This is a genomic window from Pseudomonas lalucatii, assembly GCF_018398425.1.
Classification (GTDB): Bacteria; Pseudomonadota; Gammaproteobacteria; order Pseudomonadales; family Pseudomonadaceae; genus Aquipseudomonas; species Aquipseudomonas lalucatii.
On the sequence record NZ_JADPMV010000001.1, the window covers coordinates 693,178 to 709,814 of the forward strand.

At 52.6% G+C, this 16,637-nt stretch carries 14 protein-coding genes; all 14 read right to left on the reverse strand.

Features of this window, described 5'->3' with window-relative positions; genetic code table 11:
• Positions 1 to 8 precede the first annotated feature (8 nt).
• The 14 genes from I0D00_RS03065 to I0D00_RS03130 all read right to left on the reverse strand — a co-directional run bounded on the left by I0D00_RS03065 (position 9) and on the right by I0D00_RS03130 (position 16,377).
• Entirely contained in the window at positions 9 to 866 is an 858-nt protein-coding gene (locus tag I0D00_RS03065) for a dTDP-4-dehydrorhamnose reductase family protein (RefSeq protein WP_213638291.1), read from the reverse strand.
• A complete protein-coding gene (locus I0D00_RS03070) occupies positions 863 to 2,110 on the reverse strand; it encodes a glycosyltransferase family 4 protein (RefSeq protein WP_213638292.1) in 1,248 nt (415 codons plus the stop codon). Before I0D00_RS03070 ends, I0D00_RS03065 begins: the two co-directional genes overlap by 4 nt.
• Before the next feature lie 15 nt (positions 2,111 to 2,125).
• Positions 2,126 to 3,001 (reverse strand): glycosyltransferase family 2 protein, encoded by an 876-nt coding sequence (locus I0D00_RS03075; RefSeq protein ID WP_213638293.1) that lies wholly within the window; start codon positions 2,999 to 3,001, stop codon positions 2,126 to 2,128.
• A gap of 1 nt (position 3,002) precedes the next feature.
• Positions 3,003 to 4,292, reverse strand: coding sequence for a hypothetical protein (locus I0D00_RS03080; RefSeq protein ID WP_213638294.1), 1,290 nt, complete (start codon positions 4,290 to 4,292; stop codon positions 3,003 to 3,005).
• Positions 4,293 to 4,335: 43 nt separating this feature from the next.
• Entirely contained in the window at positions 4,336 to 4,623 is a 288-nt protein-coding gene (locus I0D00_RS03085) for a hypothetical protein (RefSeq protein ID WP_213638295.1), read from the reverse strand.
• Between the two features lie 38 nt (positions 4,624 to 4,661).
• Positions 4,662 to 5,618, reverse strand: a complete 957-nt coding sequence (locus I0D00_RS03090) for an oligosaccharide flippase family protein (protein ID WP_213638296.1) — start codon at positions 5,616 to 5,618, stop codon at positions 4,662 to 4,664.
• Positions 5,618 to 6,706: a DegT/DnrJ/EryC1/StrS family aminotransferase gene (locus tag I0D00_RS03095; RefSeq protein ID WP_213638297.1), complete on the reverse strand. Its 1,089-nt coding sequence runs from the start codon at positions 6,704 to 6,706 to the stop codon at positions 5,618 to 5,620. Before I0D00_RS03095 ends, I0D00_RS03090 begins: the two co-directional genes overlap by 1 nt.
• The gene (gene wbpD / locus I0D00_RS03100; protein WP_213638298.1) at positions 6,707 to 7,291 is read right to left on the reverse strand and encodes an acyltransferase; all 585 of its coding nucleotides are present in this window, start codon (positions 7,289 to 7,291) and stop codon (positions 6,707 to 6,709) included.
• 64 nt (positions 7,292 to 7,355) lie between these two features.
• Complete coding sequence (locus I0D00_RS03105) at positions 7,356 to 9,233, reverse strand: acyltransferase family protein (protein ID WP_213638299.1); 1,878 nt, start codon at positions 9,231 to 9,233, stop codon at positions 7,356 to 7,358.
• A 127-nt stretch (positions 9,234 to 9,360) separates the two neighbouring features.
• Entirely contained in the window at positions 9,361 to 10,299 is a 939-nt protein-coding gene (wbpB, locus tag I0D00_RS03110; RefSeq protein WP_213638300.1) for a Gfo/Idh/MocA family oxidoreductase, read from the reverse strand.
• Positions 10,300 to 10,373: 74 nt separating this feature from the next.
• On the reverse strand, positions 10,374 to 11,678 hold the full coding sequence (wbpA, locus tag I0D00_RS03115) for a nucleotide sugar dehydrogenase (RefSeq protein ID WP_213640203.1): 1,305 nt from the start codon (positions 11,676 to 11,678) through the stop codon (positions 10,374 to 10,376).
• Between the two features lie 55 nt (positions 11,679 to 11,733).
• Positions 11,734 to 13,272, reverse strand: a complete 1,539-nt coding sequence (locus I0D00_RS03120) for an MBL fold metallo-hydrolase RNA specificity domain-containing protein (RefSeq protein ID WP_213638301.1) — start codon at positions 13,270 to 13,272, stop codon at positions 11,734 to 11,736.
• 216 nt (positions 13,273 to 13,488) lie between these two features.
• Positions 13,489 to 14,793, reverse strand: coding sequence for a Wzz/FepE/Etk N-terminal domain-containing protein (locus tag I0D00_RS03125; RefSeq protein WP_213638302.1), 1,305 nt, complete (start codon positions 14,791 to 14,793; stop codon positions 13,489 to 13,491).
• Positions 14,794 to 15,105: 312 nt separating this feature from the next.
• Positions 15,106 to 16,377, reverse strand: coding sequence for a Wzz/FepE/Etk N-terminal domain-containing protein (locus tag I0D00_RS03130; RefSeq protein WP_213638303.1), 1,272 nt, complete (start codon positions 16,375 to 16,377; stop codon positions 15,106 to 15,108).
• Positions 16,378 to 16,637: the final 260 nt, after the last annotated feature.

Genomic DNA, 16,637 nt, shown 5'->3' on the forward strand with positions numbered 1-16,637 from the left:
TATAAAAATTAACGCTGGTCACGCATCATTTTGACCAGCTCGGGCCAGGCCGGGGGTAGGTAACCAGTGGCCTGACGGAAACGAGAAGAGTCCAACGAGCGGTCGATACAGACCTGCTCGTCTGGAATGATCTGAATCTTGTGCCCATAGACCTCGGCCACCAGCCTGAGCAGCGACAACTTGTCGATCGGCTCGACTGATACATGATAGAGGCCGTGCAATTCAGGAGCCGGGACCACATAGTCCTTCATCACCCTAGCCAGTTCGACAGTGGGCAAGCCAGAAAATATAGCTTTTGCATAGCCCTTGACCGGACCACTTTGCGAAAGAAACCAGTCAATCAAAGAGAAGTGGGTGCCTAGCTCATGCCCGATAATGGAAGTACGCAGCGTAATCGCGTGCGGCACCTCATGAAGCTCGCCAATGAACTTCGACTTACCATAGAGATCTTCCGCATCCGAGAGGTCAGCCTCGGTATACATCCCCTTGCGGCCAGAGAACACGCAATCCGTGCTCACATGGATCAACCGAGCGCCCGCCAAGCCACAGAGCTTCGCCAATCGATGTGGCAGCATGGCGTTAATCGGCAAGGCCGAGAGCGGATCTTTGGCGTCGGCCAACTGCTTGATCAAACCGACGCAGTTGATGACGACATCTGGGCGGATACGCTCAAGCACACTAATTAGTGCATCTTGGTCAAGCACATCGATATTGCTAATCAACTGGGCATGAAGCTGCTCAGGAAAATGACGCCGCCCTCCGGCATTGCGCAATGTGCCCCATACTTGGTAGCTCTGGTCGTGGGAAAGCTGCCTAAAAACAGCACTCCCCAACATACCGGTCACGCCCAATACCAGAACATTCATTTCGACATCCCTCTTCCTTCGTTAATTCTATTTTCAAGGATTTCCACTAGACGCTGGCTCTGTCGCGCCATCTCAAAATTCGCCAGAAAATACTCTCGCCCCGACTGCCCGAGCTTTTCGCGTGCCTCCGGCGACATGTGGAATAGTCGCTCGATACAGTGAGCCAGTCCGACAGAATCTTCCGCAGCGCATGACAGACCAGCTCCCGCCTCCTCAATGACACGCGCCCCTTCACCATCGAGAGCTGCAATCACAGGACGGCCTGCGGCAAGATAGGCTTGAACCTTGCTGGGAATTGTATAAGCGAAAATTTCCTCCCGCTTGAGCGTCACCAGCAAGCCGGCTGCACGACTAAAAAACTGTGGCATTTCGGATGGAGGGAAGCGCCCCGCCAGGATCAAATTATCCAAGCCCCTCAGAGCCTTCTGCTCCTCAACCCACCCGACCATACTACCGCTACCCACCAGAACCAACTTACAGTCAGGTAGATGCCTTAATCTTTCCGCCGCCTGAACCAAGGTCTCGACAGACTGCGCAGTGCCAAGGTTACCAGCGAAAACCAGGCAAAAATTTTGCTCTAGCTGCGCCAACAACTCGGCAGGAACCTGAGTGCTGGTCGCTGGCTGCAGGGGCGAATCCTGGTGGGAATTGGGGTAGTAAACGATTTTATCTTCTCGCGCATAGCGCGCGACCGGGGCCCTAAATGCCCTTGACTGCACGAGCAACGTATCCGTGCACGCATAAATTCCGCGGACCAACCAGCCTACCAACCGCAACGCCATACGATTGCGAATGAACCCAGTTGCGCTCAAACTTTCAGGCCAGAGGTCCTGAATCCAGATGGCGAGATGTGACCCTAATCGCCATTTTAAATAAATAGCCGGAATTGCGGAGGTGACTGGCGACGGAGCAAAAACAAAAACTACATCAAACGAACGCCCTTGGACCGCCCGCGGGAAAAATACAAGCCCGTTCAGTACGAAAGAAAGATAGTTCAGCAATAAGTTTTTTGCACCTCCATTACCTCGCGGACGCAGAGGCACACGACTCACTAATGCACCAGATTCAAAAATCTCATCAATACATCCATGCTTTAAGTAGCCTTGAAAAATTTCACCTTCAGGGTAATTTGGCTTGCCCGTTAAAATGTGCACTCTGTGGCCCTGAGAAATCAAGACCCTGACCAAATCATTGATAATGAAAGACTCAGGCCAAAAATATTGACTAACTAGAAGAATATTCAACGACTCACACCCAACCTATCTTCCGGAAAAAAATTTGTAGAATTTTTCACGAAAAAAATAAAGAGATGCTTTTGAATGAAATAGCGCTTTAATTTTACTCATGAATGGAACACAAGGAACCAGCAGGATAAGGCTCGAAGCACCTAAATACCTGAGCACATGAACAGAAAACTCAAATAGTAATTTACGACGCTGTTCACCAGAAAGACTTTCGCCATGTTCCTCAATAAAATAAAAAGCTGCCTTTTGTCTTGCCCACATCTGAGAGTTCACCACATCAAAGCTGGCACCTCTTCGGTAGCTGTTTTCTGAATGAATTCTATAGAAGAGGCCGATAAGCGGAACTTGGAATTTAGCAACACGGGAAAACCTTGCATGCAAAACAAGCCAGCTATCCTCATTCGCAAGCATTGCAGGAATTGGAAACGCCAACCGTCCAAAAGCCTTGTTAAAGGCCATGCACCCACCTGACTCAAGACCCAAGCTTTTATTTTTCGGCAAAATCATGCCATCATATTTCTTGCTCTCAGAGAAAGACTGCAACTTACATAAACTGAGTGCAGGTTCAGAAACTGCCACCTGACGAAGTGGCGAAACTCTAGCCTCAACTACATCAGGAACAATACAGTCATCGCCAGCAATCAATATGAAGTAATCACCAGCGGCCTTTTCAAAAGCCAAACTAAAGGCAGCAGCCTTACCTATGCCAGCAGTCCTAAAGAGCTTTACAGATGAGTAGCCGAGGGACTCGACAACCTCAGGAGTCCCGTCATTAGATCCATCATCGACAACAATTACCTCAATGGGAGAAGAAGCAATACAAACTATAGAATCAAGTGCATCCTTGATATACCTTGCTTCATTTTTTACTGACATCAAAAAACTAATCACCTCAGCCCTCCCTCGTCATTTTTCTTGTAAACAAAAAAACAGATAGAACACACAAAAATAAACCCCCACTAAAAAACATAGACAACAAAGAAACACTTATTAAGCCAAAAGCGATTACTGGCAATGCGAAAACAAAAGGAGCCACCCCGCCTTTCACAACCCACCCAAACAAACACCCAACAACAAGAGAAAACAGAAACACCCCAGGAAATCCAAATCCGACATATGCCTCAGATATGTATGCTGCATTAGAGTTACCCTTTGACTCTTCGCCAGACCCAAACTGAAACCTGAAAACGTTACGCTCCAAATCAGCAAACTCAACCCCAAACAAGATAGAGAGATATCTGTTTACTGAGAAAAATAAATAGTCATCGTACACAACCCTCCAATAGTAAAAAGTATCGTAGATAGTCACAAAGGGTATCCAAAAGAACCTATTAAAAAGATAAGAATGCACCCCACCCTCATTCAAATCATAAAACAAAAATTGATAATCAGCCTGCTCTCTCAAAGAAACTTTTCTTAACACTGGCAACTTGTTGCATTCCTGACAGGAAGTTTTAATATATCCCACCTCATTTGGCGCATAGGCAGCATAGGAATGGTCACTTTCAAGACCATAACTGACTACCCCCCCTCCTCGACCAAAGGACACAATTGAAACAAAAGCCAGGAAAGCGATAGCAAATAGCAAAACCCTCCAGAAATCCTTCTTATAGCCGGAAACCCAAGTATAGAAAAGAACTGGCAAATAGCCCCAAAGCAATAGACTTTTTTCCATGGCTGAAACAGCAGTAAAAGTGAAAGCAATGAGAAAAAGGTAAAAAAACACTCGCCCTTTTATACAAAACAAGACAACCATAGCAAAAGGTATAAAACCTCTTGTTAAAATCGACCTTAAATAAGCAAAAACCTGCCACCCTCCCTCCTGCATTTTATGAAACTCCGCCCTCATGACCGAGGGGTTCCCGCCGTGCAAAACAAGTTCAAGAATAGGAACTCCACCATAAGAGTAATAAAGGGACAAGTAAGAAACAAAATATAATAAAACAAAAAATCTAAAAGTCACACCACCCCAACCCGATAAACACACCTCTCGCACACGAGAAACTTTAAAAGCCAAGAAGCCGCCAGCAAAATAAAACACAACCGACAATACGGAGACAAACAAAACCAACAGAGAAACATAATCCGAGTACTTAAAAGCGACATAAAATGACTGCGGAATAACAAATAGAAACATCATTAAAGGCAAGATCAAAAAAACCATCAGACGACTACCGACCATACAAACCTGCCCCTGAATAAATAAAAACAGACAGCACTATAAATCAATGCAATCCAGAGCCTAATTTTTTACGCATAACATCATAGTGCCGGATACACGACACAGATAAAAAAGCATTAATCACATATAAAAACAGCATTATCACACTATAAAAACCTAAAGAGCGTTCAACCTCCCAACCACATGAAGCCCCAAAAATCAAAGCCGCACTTGGCAATATCAGCCTGCAAAAATCCCATATTAGTTGCAAATCCTGCCTGCCGAGAACATTAAGCGTTTGACTAAGCGGCGCCACTACAAACTGGCCAAGAAAAAAAGGGGCCAGATACACAACAAACTCTGCCGCCTTAGACCATTCAGCACCGAAAATCAGGTCGACACCCCACCAAGGATCAGGGTAGCCAAGGCAACTACAGGTAGCCCAACGGCAATAAGGTTCCTGCATGAGCGCAGGTAAAAGCTCATCAAACGCTCCGGCTCAGACTCTTTGAGCCTCGGAAGTTCAGCAAGATATACGTTGGCAATCGCCATGCCCAAAAACGCCATGGGCGCACCCATGGCTCTTTGTGCCAAAGAGAAAAAGCCCGCAGAAGATGCACCGTAAAAATAGATCAGAATAAACGGCGTCAGATGCAGAGCACTGACATTCAAGACCCCCGCAGGGACCGAGAACAAAGGAAATCTTTTATGCCTAACAGCAAGAACTCTTAGCCGCCTCCAGGAAGGGCGTCGTATATCTCCAACAGCTCCCAACAATATCTTGAGCGCACCGACCGCCTGGCTCAGCACATAACCGAGCACCAGGGCAAGCCCGCCTACTCCCGCAAGCCCCATCCCTACTTGGGCTGTAGCTTGAAACAGACTACGATTCACATTGGCTTTTGCCAGCTCCCTGAAAGCCTTCTCTCTGACAGCCCAATAATTCGCAACTTGAAATGCACCGGCAAACATTATGCCTACTGGCAACAGCCAGATATAATCCCACTCCCCCCATAATGCAAATCCTGAGATTGATGCAACCACCAAAAATATAAACACCAGCAAACTAGTGACAAAAAGCAGCCCGAGACATAAAAAAACCAAAGTCCGAGCCTGTTTTATATTCCGCACCTGTGGCAGAGCAAATTCATATCGTAAAGAACTTACAGCCAATAGAATTGTCAGCGCTGAGGTAAAAGCAGCCAGCATCCCGAACTCTGCCGGAGAGAAGAGCCTGGTCAATACAGGTGTAACACCTACTGTTATGCCTTGGGCAATTGCCGCACCACCCGCAAGAAGCATAACGGATCTTAAAAATGTACTGGCTTTCAGCTTGGCAAATGACACTAGCCTTTACACCCACATGCTGTAGCGATGGCAGAAAGCTGTTGCTCCGACAGGTAAGGATGCATCGGCAAACTCACCACTTCGCCCGCGACCCGATCGCCCACAGGCAGAGCACTGCAAGCGTCTGCGACGGCGGGTTGTTTATTGAGTGGAATAGGGTAATGCACTGCCGTAGGCACGCCTGACTCTTTAAGCCTGGCTTGTAAGTGCTCACGCCCCACTACACGGATGGTATATTGGGCATAGACACTTGCGTTATGTGGCTCTATATAGGGAGTAGTAGTGACGCCCGCTTTATTCAACACCCGCCCATACGTATCAGCGACTTGCTGACGCAACACAATTTCTTCCGGAAAAATATCTAATTTAGGCAATAGAATGGCGGCTTGCAGCGTGTCCAAACGGCTGTTCACGCCGACGCGGATATGGTGATAGCGCCGATCCTGACCGTGGCGAGCAATCTGACGCAGTATTGTTGCCAGCTCGTCGTCATTGGTGAAAATCGCACCACCGTCGCCGTAACAACCTAACGGTTTGCTCGGGAAGAAGCTGGTGCAGGCAATAGTAGTCAGATTGCAGGAGCGCTTGCCCTTGTAGGTCGCCCCGAAGCTCTGCGCCGCATCCTCGATCACCGGAATGCCGAATTTGGCGGCAATAGCGTTAATGGCATCGAAGTCGGCACACTGACCATACAGCGACACCGGGATAATCGCCTTGGTACGCGGAGTGATGGCGGCTTCCAGCAGGTTCGGGTCGAGATTGTAGGTGCGCGGATCGATATCCACATACACTGGCTGCGCCCCCAACAGGGCCACTGTTTCAGCCGTGGCGATGTAAGTGAAGCCCGGGGTGATGACTTCGTCGCCGGGGCCGATCCCTAACGCCATCTGCGCGATCTGCAAGGCATCGGTACCGTTGGCGCAGGTAATGCAGTATTTGGCGCCGGTAAAGGAGGCGAGCTTTTCTTCCAGTTCGGCGACTTCCGGGCCGAGGATATATTGGCCATGAGCCAGGACACGCTGGATGCCTGCGTCGATCTTGTCCTTGATACGGGCCTGCTGGGTTTTCAGGTCGATGAATTCGATCATTTATTGCACGTCCACTTTGCTCAGAGTGTTGCCGTTCAAAACATAACGCGCATTGGTGTGCTGACAGGCAACCTCGCCCTCCCCCGTCACCGGCAATGCCAACTGCTCACCAAACTCGCTCATCCAGCCGATCTGGCGTGCCGGTACACCGACCATCAGGGCATAAGATGGCACGTCTTTGTTGATTACCGCACCAGCTCCGACGAAGGCGAACTCACCGATTGTCACGCCGCAGACGATGGTGCAATTGGCACCAAGGGTGGCACCTTTTTTCACCAGAGTGTCACGATACTGATCCTTTCTCTCAATCAGTGAGCGAGGGTTGTAAACGTTGGTGAAGACCATGCTCGGGCCGCAGAACACGCCTTCTTCAAGAGTGACGTTGTCGTATACCGAGACGTTGTTCTGCACCTTGCAGTTATCACCGATTACGACTTTGTTGCCGACAAAAACGTTTTGACCGAGGGACACACCCTTGCCAATACGAGCTCCGCCACAGACGTGAACAAAATGCCATACGCGCGAGCCGTCGCCTATTTGTGCACCGTCGTCGACGATGGCGCTGGTGTGCTGATAGTAGCTCATTAACATTCCTCTTTATACTTGCATGCCGCGAGAATGAAGGCACGCATGCGAATAGCGGCCTTAATCACCACCAACACTCAAAGCTTAAACTCTTTAAAAAACGGTACAACAAACTTTCCATAATGGCGCGCGCCCACCTCATTAAGGTGGTGATTATCCTGATAAAGCAAAATATCATTTCTAAATGGCGCGCTCGAAAAAAAGCACTGCTAGAAAAGTCTACGAAACTGACCGAAGGATACTTATCGGTAATTTTGGCAATCTTAGCATTAGCTTGTTGCCACTCATTATTACTTTCAACGGTCACTGGCAAGCCCAGCGAACCGAAGCGCTGTACCCGCAGCAGGTTCGATGCAAACATGGGGATCTGAGCCATAACCAACACGTTTTTCCCTTGGGCATTGGCACTACTCAGAAATTCATCAAACGCAGCCATAAAAGCCGCACTTTGTGTTTGATACTGCCACATTCCTGCAAGAATAATTGCATCAGAACTGTCAATAAAAGCTTTTGCGGCATCAATTTGGGCCAAACAAGCGGACTGCGCCCATTTAGGTAAACGCTCGACATCAAAGCCCACAATCGGCACACAACTACTTCCCGTAATGATACGCACGTTGAATTTATTAGCTGCACCTACGACATCGAAGAAGTGGTTTAACTGTGCGCCGTGACTATCACCCAGCAACAATGCGGGAGGTTTATCTCCACCGCCTCCCCGCACACAATTTCCTATGATTTTTCCGTGGCAGATTTCACTTTGGGATGCATAGCGTGTCAGTTCAGTCGGCACGGGGTCGACCACGTGAGAATTTACATGCCCAGATAAAAAAACCAGGGGAAATACACCTAAAGAAAGCATTGCAGCCTTTTTACCGCCAGCCGCAAGGGTTCTGACCTTTCTAAATGGCGTCTCAATCCAGCGAAATGACAACCAGGCAGTAGCAAATGTCATCAGAACAAACGCCATCAGCCATGGCAGTTCAAGCGAATAGTGCCCCACGTAATAGCGCATGATCGAGAGTACGGGCCAATGCCACAGGTACAGCGAATACGATAATCCGCCGATCCATACCAAGATGGTCAATGATAAAAAGCGACTCAATAGGTTATTTTTAGAGGCAATCAACAGCGCAGTCCCAACACAGGGTATCAAGGCTATTACCCCAGGAAATCCGTACGACTCTTTTATGAAGAACAGACTAGAAGCCAACAAGATAAATCCAGCCCAACCCATGAAACTGGAAAACCGTGATGACCACACTTCTCCAAGTCGAAGAGCAGCCACCATTGAGCCAATCAAGAATTCAGGCGCGCGAGCCAATAAAGAAAAATACATTTCTTGTTGCTGGCCTTTAACACGCAATACGCACTCTACATAAGCCGTAAGAATAACTATGAGCGTAGGTATCATTACCTTGACCCAGCGTAGCGGTAACCAAGCAAGCAAAAATGGCAGGATAAGATAAAACTGCATTTCGACAGCTAGCGACCACGTATGCAGCAAGGGAAGTTCATGTGCACTTGGTGAAAAATAGTCTCCAAACCCGGAAAAGTACTGGTTACTCGTAAAATATAAAGAGGACTCCAAGCTGTCCGTATAGAATTCAAAGTCCTTTGAGATGAACAAATAAGCCGCCAGTGTCGAAATAGCCGAAAGCATTACGTAGCAGGCTGGCAGGATGCGTTTTAACCGCCCCCAATAAAAGCCCAGCAAGTCGAACTTACGCGACTCCTTTCTGTCGAGAATAATGGAGGTGATTAAAAACCCTGAAATAACCAGGAAAACATCCACGCCAACAAAACCGCCGGGCAACCACTCCTTATTCATATGGAAAAGCATCACCGCCAAGACTGCGATAGCACGCAGTCCCTGTATGTCATGGCGAAGCCCTTTCTCAGCATAACCAGCTACGCCCGGCCGCTCAGCTGTTAAGGTCATTGGTCTAAATTCCATACTTGAGAGAGACCTACAATTTTTTAACGCCCCATCCGGGTACAATTAAAAGCTAACAACTGCACTGGCCTTCCCTGGCCCAGTACTTTGCCTATTACCCAAGCACCGATTTTTATTTGATGAACGGGTGACCTTCGCCGTTTTGCGCAGTGACAATAGTGGCAGAACGAATAGTATTCACCGTTTCCACACAATGGCGAGCATCTTCGATGCCGTAGCCGCGCCCAGCAAGAATTTCCTGGTAGCTGGTGGTGTGCAGATCGGTGAAACCTTCGGAAAACTCCATCTCCTCGCCGTTCACCGTAATCGAACGGTAGGTCGGCTTTTTACCTTTGACCGACTCAGGCAGGTCGTTGGCATCGATGGACAGGAACCAGCGTACGCGAGCTTTTTCGTATTCGAGATAACCCGCCGCTTTGTACTCGCTAGTAAAGTGCACAACGTTGCGTTGAAGCTTGCCAAAGATGAAATGGAGCATGTCGTAGAAATGCACACCGATATTGGTAGCCACGCCGAATGATTTACGTGGATCGCCTTTCCAGCTCTCCATGTACCACTTGCCGCGCGAGGTGATGTAAGTCAGCTCTACATCGTATTTGTGCTCGCTGGCTTCACGAGCCACTTTATCCTTGAGATCGAGGATTGCCTGGTGATGACGCAGTTGCAGGATGTTGTAAACGCGTTTGCCAGTTTCCTTTTCGACCAGAGCCAACTCATCGAGTATCTCCGGAGTGGGCACCAGCGGTTTTTCACAAATCACATCACATCCCAAACGCAAACCAGCTGCGATATGCGCATGGTGCAGATAGTTGGGTGAGCAGACAGCTACATAGTCCAGCGCAGTAGCTGGGTCGCGCTTCAACACCCAGGCATGCTCGATAAAGCGCTCGAATTCGGTAAAAAACTCGCTCTGCGGCGAGATGCTATCGATGATGCCGACAGAATCATTAATGTCGTAGGCGGACACCAGTTCGTTACCGGTGTCTTTGATGGCGCGCATATGGCGGGGAGCGATATAACCGGCGGCGCCGATCAGAGCGAACTTTTTCATAAATATCCTTTGTGAAGCACTACAACCCGGAATCCCTTGACAGGAATTACAAGGTATTCGTAAACAGCGAGTAATCAGGCTTTGATGATGTGAGCCTGCGGAGTACGATACTTACCACGGCTGTCGACAACCAGACGAGCGTGCTGCTTGATCAATTCGTAGTCAAACTTGTCGTGATCGGTGGCCAGTACCACGGCGTCGAAACCAGCCAAGTTTTCCGCCGTCAATGGTTCGCTCGACAGATTGAAGCGGTGCTCACGCATTTTCGGGAAGACAGGTACGTGAGGGTCGCTGTAAGCCACCACGCTGCCTTTTGCTTCAAGTAACTCCATGATCTCCACAGAAGGCGACTCGCGCATATCGTCCACATTTTTTTTGTAGGCGATGCCGAGCACCAGCACCCTGCTGCCTTTCAAGGCTTTGCCATTATCATTGAGGCCATCCATCAACTTGCTGACGACATACTCGGGCATTGCCTGATTGACTTCACCGGACAGTTCGATAAAACGCGTGTGCAGCCCATATTCACGGGCTTTCCAGGTCAGATAGAAGGGGTCGATAGGGATGCAATGGCCGCCCAAACCAGGGCCGGGATAGTAGGGGGTGAAACCGAACGGTTTGGTTGCAGCGGCATCCACCACCTCGAAGATATCGATGCCCATACGGTCGGCTACAACTTTCATTTCGTTGACCAGACCGATGTTCACTGCACGGTGGATATTCTCCAGCAGCTTGGTCATTTCCGCCGCCTTGGTGGAACTGACCGGCACGATCTTATCGATAGCATGCTCGTAGAGCGCAACACCAACCTCAAGGCAAGCCGGCGTATGACCACCGATCACTTTCGGGATGGTACGCGTTTCAAAGTCGGGGTTGCCCGGGTCTTCGCGCTCCGGGGAATAGACCAGAAAGATGCTCTCACCGACACGCAGGTCAGCTTCTTGTACGCGGGGGAGAAGCTCTTCTTCAGTAGTGCCCGGGTAGGTAGTGCTTTCCAGCGAGACCACTTGCCCTTCGCGCAGGTAAGGCTTGATGGCATCAGTGGTATTGATCACGAAGCTCATGTCCGGCTCGCGATATTTATTCAGCGGCGTCGGCACACAGAGGATGAGCGCATCGCACTCGCAGGCGCGCTGAAAATCGGCGGTCGCCTCAAAGCCACTCTGACGGGCACTGGCAATTTTTTCACTCGGAATGTGCTCGATATAGCTCTGACCGGCATTCAGCTTAGAGACTTTGCCTTCATCGATATCGATGCCCAGCACGCGGAAGCCAATGGCGTTGTAACGCAGCATCAGAGGAAGGCCTACATAGCCTAGGCCGACAATGCCAATGATGGCTTCTTTACTCTTGAATTTGGCGATGCTCGCCTGCTTCATGCCTGACATCAGGTAAAACTCCGGTTGGATTTTCGTCTCGATATTTATCGAGTCTTCAGCTTGGGATGGTTACCTTCAAAGGCAACCCTTTATTCGCATAGGTACCTTGAAGGCGCTTAGCCAGTATGCTTTTCGCGCCCGTCTCGCCATGCACAATCCGCACTTCTGACGGCCACTCACGCATCCGCGTAACAAAATTCACCAGGTCCTTCTGGTCCGCATGGGCCGAATAACCGCCTATGGTATGGATTTGAGCGCGAATGTCATAGCGTTGCCCGTCCAAATCTGCATCGCCGCCACGCGGGCCGTAGGCTTGGATGGCCCGGCCTGGGGTGCCTTGGGCCTGGTAGCCGACGAAGAGGACGTTGTGCCGCGGGTCGTGCAGCATGGATTTCAGGTAATTGACAATTCGACCGCTGCTGCACATTCCGTTCCCTGCGATGACGATGGCCGGACGAGCGGTTTCCGTCAGGTGACGGACCATCGCCAGGTGCGCCTGGTGGCTGTCGACGGTGAGCAGCTGCGCGAATTCCAGTGGGTTGCGGCCCTGTTTCACGCGCTGCAGCGCTTCGTTATCCCAGAAGGGCTTGAGGTCGCGGTAGACCTGGGTGAAGCGGCTGGCCAGGGGTGAGTCGAGGATGATAGGTAATCTGGGCCAGTCAGGGCCAGTCGTGTCGTGACTACTGGCTTCCCCCCTCACCCCAGCCCTCGGCTCGGGCATCCTGCTTCGCCCTACCTCCTGCATCCATGCAGTCGTCTCCCCGGAGGGGAGAGGGGGTTTGCGCGCTGCGCCCAGCTTCTTGCGGTGGATGATGCCTTCCAGTTCGTAGAGCAGTTCCTGGGTACGGCCGATGCTGAAGGCGGGGATCAATACTGTGCCGTTATCGGCCAGGGCTTGTTCGATGACGCTTTCCAGGCGCTGCCGGCGGCTGCGGCGGTCTTCGTGCAGGCGGTCGCCGTAGGTGCTTTCGATCACCACAATCTCGGCGCGGTACGGCGGCTTGGGTGCCGGCAGCAGGGGTGCATGGGGCGCGCCCAGGTCGCCGGAGAAGACGATGCGCTTTTTCTCGCCGGACTGGGGGTAGTGCAGGTCGATCTCCACATAGGCCGAGCCGAGGATATGTCCGGCGCGTTGCAGGCGGATGCGGCAGACCAGGCTTTGCGTGTCGTGCAGGGTGAACCAGGTCTTGTAGGGCAAGGCGATGATGCGCTGTTCGATCAGCTTGATGTAGCGCTCGACCTGCTTCTGGTCGCGGCTGAAGCCGAGCTTGAAGGCATCCTCCAGCACGATGGGCAGCAGCTTGGCGGAGGGTTCGCTGCAGAGGATCGGCCCCTTGAAACCGGCGGCCAGCAAGTAAGGGATGCGCCCCACGTGATCGATATGCACGTGGGTGGCGACCAGGGCCTTGATCGTGTCCAGGGGAAACTCGATGGCCAGGCGATCGGCGCCTGATTTGCCTTCGGGCGAGGTTTCCGCGCCTTGGAACAGGCCGCAATCGATCAGCAGGCTGTGCTCGGCGTCCATCAACAGTTGGTGACAGGAGCCAGTCACGCCGTCCTTGGCGCCATGATGGAGGATATCGGGGTAACCCATGGTGTCGATCCGTGTTAGTCCGTTAACGATGCCGGCGGGAGGAACGGTGCCGGGGCTATTCCTTAGCATATGGCCGCGTATTGGTCTCAATAGCGGGTATAACCTGCTTGTTTCTGCATCCCGCAACGCGTGTATTTGGGGGCCTTGGTGCGCACGGCGCACCCTACGAGGCACGGCTAATCGATTCGAGGGCGGCCCCCTCTACTGAGCGTCTTGTCAGGATGACAAGCTCGACTTATCGGAATGATGTCGCGAGGAACCCCGACGCAGGACGTTGCGCAGCAGGGCGATAAACAGCCCCAGCATGCCGCCGAGTACCACGCCCAATGCCAGGACCAGCGCCTTCTTGGGCTTTACGGGGCGCAGTGGATCCACGGCCACCTGATCGACAGACACCAGCTTGAGCTCGGCTACGTCGACGCTAAGGTTGCGCAAACGGGTGGCCTCCTCCCGCCAGATGGCCAGGTCCTTGAGGAACAGGTCTTCGTTTTCACGCTGATTGAGCACTTCAACCTGCCGGTTGTGCGCCAGCAGTTGCAGCTCCTTGGCGATCTGCGCGATGCGCGGCTCGGTGAAGTCGTCGGAGCGACGTTGCAGCAATGCATTGCGCTCCGCCTCCAAGGCATCGCTGCCCATGAAGTAGAGCGGTATCTGCTGGTTGTTGACCTCGGTGCGAATCACGCTGCCTTGCGCTACGCGGTCGCCCTCGCCAAGGGCGGAAGGAGTGGTGGGCTTGCCGATACCCAGGGCCTTGGCGATGCGAATGGACTCGTCCAGTTGGGTGATGCGGTTGTCGCGACGTGCCTTGAGCTGTTGGCGCAAGGCCTTGAGTTCGTCCTGTAGCTGCGCCCGCTTGAGGCTGTCGGCCTCGAGCAACTCGGCGATCCTGGCGTCCTTGCTCGCTTCATAATTGGCGCGGGCCGCGGCAATTTTCAATTCGAGTTGATTCAGGCGGTTCTGGATCACCGTTTGCAGATCGGCGGCGATCTTTCCGCGCTCCGCCTGGATGGCATGCTCGACCAGGCCATTGGCCAGGGCGACGCCGTTGACGTCCGCCGGGTAGGTCAGCTGGATGCCGACATAGGCGCTCAGGCTGTCGGTCTTTTTCGGGTCGGGCTGGAGCATCTTGAACGCCTCCCGGTTGAAACTTTCGAAGGTTTGCTCGAGGCTGCGATTGGGTTGACGCAAGGCCTCGAACAGCCCCGGGTTGGCGCGGAAGTATGCCAGGCGGCTGTCATAGGACTCCAGGGAGGCGCCAACGCGCTGCATGGCTTGCTCAGGCGTCAGCTCGTAAACACCGGTGCGATTCAAGGCATCCAGGTCTTTGATCGCCGCAGGACGCAACATGCTCTGCACCTGGTATTCAGGGGTGGCCAGGAAGGCATAGGCCGCTGCTAGCAGGCCGACCAGTAGAGTCACCAGGGCAATTAACAGCTTCTGTTCCCAGAGCGAATGAAATAACGCGGCCAGGTCGATTTCGTCGTTAAGGGGTGGTTGCACAACGGGGGAGATTGCGTTCACGGCCAAGATCCATCTTTCAAATGTGTGCCACGGATGCGCCAGGCGAGGACAACTGTTGTTGTCCTATCGAGCCACTCCAGCCATACACCGCGGGTTCCGGAGCAGCCGATAGTAAGGGCTTTTACCCATCCCACCAGCAGAGACTGGGCGGCATTGTGCCTGCGGCGCATGACATTACAAGTCTTGACAAACATTTGGCAGCCGCTGATAGACGGACGGGAACTTTGCGATACACCTCACAGTCTCCGCGCCTCGCATATTGACTCCCCACTCAGGGCGATGCGCTTACAGGCGCGCCTCCCCACATACGCCCTACGGTTTGTTGGCTTGCCTGGGGCGCAGCAGGTTGCGCAGCAACGCTACGAAAACGCCGAGCATCAGGCCGGCGACACCGCCCAGGCCAAGCACAAGCGCTTTCTTCGGCTTGACCGCAGAGAGCGGTTCGAGCGCCGGCTGGTCCACCCTCACCAACTGCAAGGCACCGGTATCGAACTTGATCCCCTTGAGCTGTGCCGCCTCCTGGCGCCATTCCGCCAGGTCCTTGAGGTACAGGTCTTCGTTCTTGCGCTGCTCGAGGATTTCCACCTGGCGGTTGTGGCTCAGCAGGGCGAGCTCCTTCTCGATCTCGGCGACCCGCGGTTCGCTGAAGTCGTCCGAGCTGCGTTCGCTCAGGGCCTGCCGCTCGGCCTTCAAGGCATCCACCCCCATGAAGTACAACGGAATGTCCCGGCTGTTGACCTCGGTACGCACCACCTGCCCCTGGCGCTGCGCGTCGGCCATGGCCGAAGGGGTGGTGGGTTTGCGGATACCCAGCGACTCGGCTATCTGCATGGCTTCGTCGAGACGCTTGATGCGGTTCTCCCGGCGCGTTTTCAGTTCGCCGCGCAGGGCCCGCAACTCATCCTGCAACTGCGCCTTGCGCAAGGCATCCTGCTCGAGCAGGTTGGCAATTCGTGCTTGCTTGCTCGCGTCATAGCTGGCCCGTGCTGCCTCGATCTTTTGCTCGAGGGCAAACAGGCGGTTGGCTATCAACACCTTCAGGTCGTTGGCGATGCGCTCCCGCTCCGTCTCCTGCACGGCGGCAACCAGCCCATTGACCACCGCGACGCCATCGACCCCCTTGGGGTAGCTCAGCGATATGCCGACGAATTCGCTCAGGCTATTGGGCTTCTTCGGGTCGACTTGCAGCATGGTGAACGCCGAGCGGTTGAACTCTTCGAAGACCTGCTCCAGCGAGCGCCCGGGCTCGACCAGCCCGGTAAACAGCTGTTGATTGTCACGGAAGAATTTGAGGCGACTCTCGTAGGAAGAGAGCCCTGCCCCCACACGGTTCAATGCATCGGCCGGGGTCAACTCATAGACGCGGGTGCCATTCAACTCATCGAGATCACCCCGATCCACCGGGCGCAGCACGCTCTGCACCTGATAGTGCGGCGTGGCCAGGAAGGCATAGGCAGCCGCCCCCAGGGTGGCCAGGCAGGCGAGCGCTAGAATCAGGTATTTCTGCTGGTACAGCGAACGAAGCAACTCGACCAGATCGATTTCATCGTTGCTGTAGCTGGTTTGCTGCGGTTGCTCAGGCATAGGTCGGCTAGGATCCGTCTAAACAATGGTCTATCGCATGGCATACGATCACATTTTAGGCCCATCCTTGAGCGGCCCCGCCCCTCTTGCGCGGGCAGTAGCAGGCGCATCCCTCGTACCCAGCGGGGTGTGACAGCCACCCGGCAGATTTGTTCATCGCCAGGCCGAGAATCCCGTATTAATTTTGCCAGGGTTGATCCACGCAGCCATCCGCTTGCACGAGTCTACCTGCTGTCTCAGCACTCCTTCTGTAAATAGAG

Bases quoted from the DNA above. Each gene is read 5' to 3' on its own strand.
- I0D00_RS03080 (WP_213638294.1), bottom strand. From the start codon at position 4,292: ATGGTCGGTAGTCGTCTGATGGTTTTTTTGATCTTGCCTTTAATGATG.
- I0D00_RS03120 (WP_213638301.1), bottom strand. From the start codon at position 13,272: ATGGGTTACCCCGATATCCTCCATCATGGCGCCAAGGACGGCGTGACT.
- I0D00_RS03095 (WP_213638297.1), bottom strand. From the start codon at position 6,706: ATGATCGAATTCATCGACCTGAAAACCCAGCAGGCCCGTATCAAGGAC.
- wbpD (WP_213638298.1), bottom strand. From the start codon at position 7,291: ATGAGCTACTATCAGCACACCAGCGCCATCGTCGACGACGGTGCACAA.
- wbpA (WP_213640203.1), bottom strand. From the start codon at position 11,678: ATGAAGCAGGCGAGCATCGCCAAATTCAAGAGTAAAGAAGCCATCATT.
- I0D00_RS03130 (WP_213638303.1), bottom strand. From the start codon at position 16,377: ATGCCTGAGCAACCGCAGCAAACCAGCTACAGCAACGATGAAATCGAT.
- wbpB (WP_213638300.1), bottom strand. From the start codon at position 10,299: ATGAAAAAGTTCGCTCTGATCGGCGCCGCCGGTTATATCGCTCCCCGC.
- I0D00_RS03105 (WP_213638299.1), bottom strand. From the start codon at position 9,233: ATGACCTTAACAGCTGAGCGGCCGGGCGTAGCTGGTTATGCTGAGAAA.
- I0D00_RS03065 (WP_213638291.1), bottom strand. From the start codon at position 866: ATGAATGTTCTGGTATTGGGCGTGACCGGTATGTTGGGGAGTGCTGTT.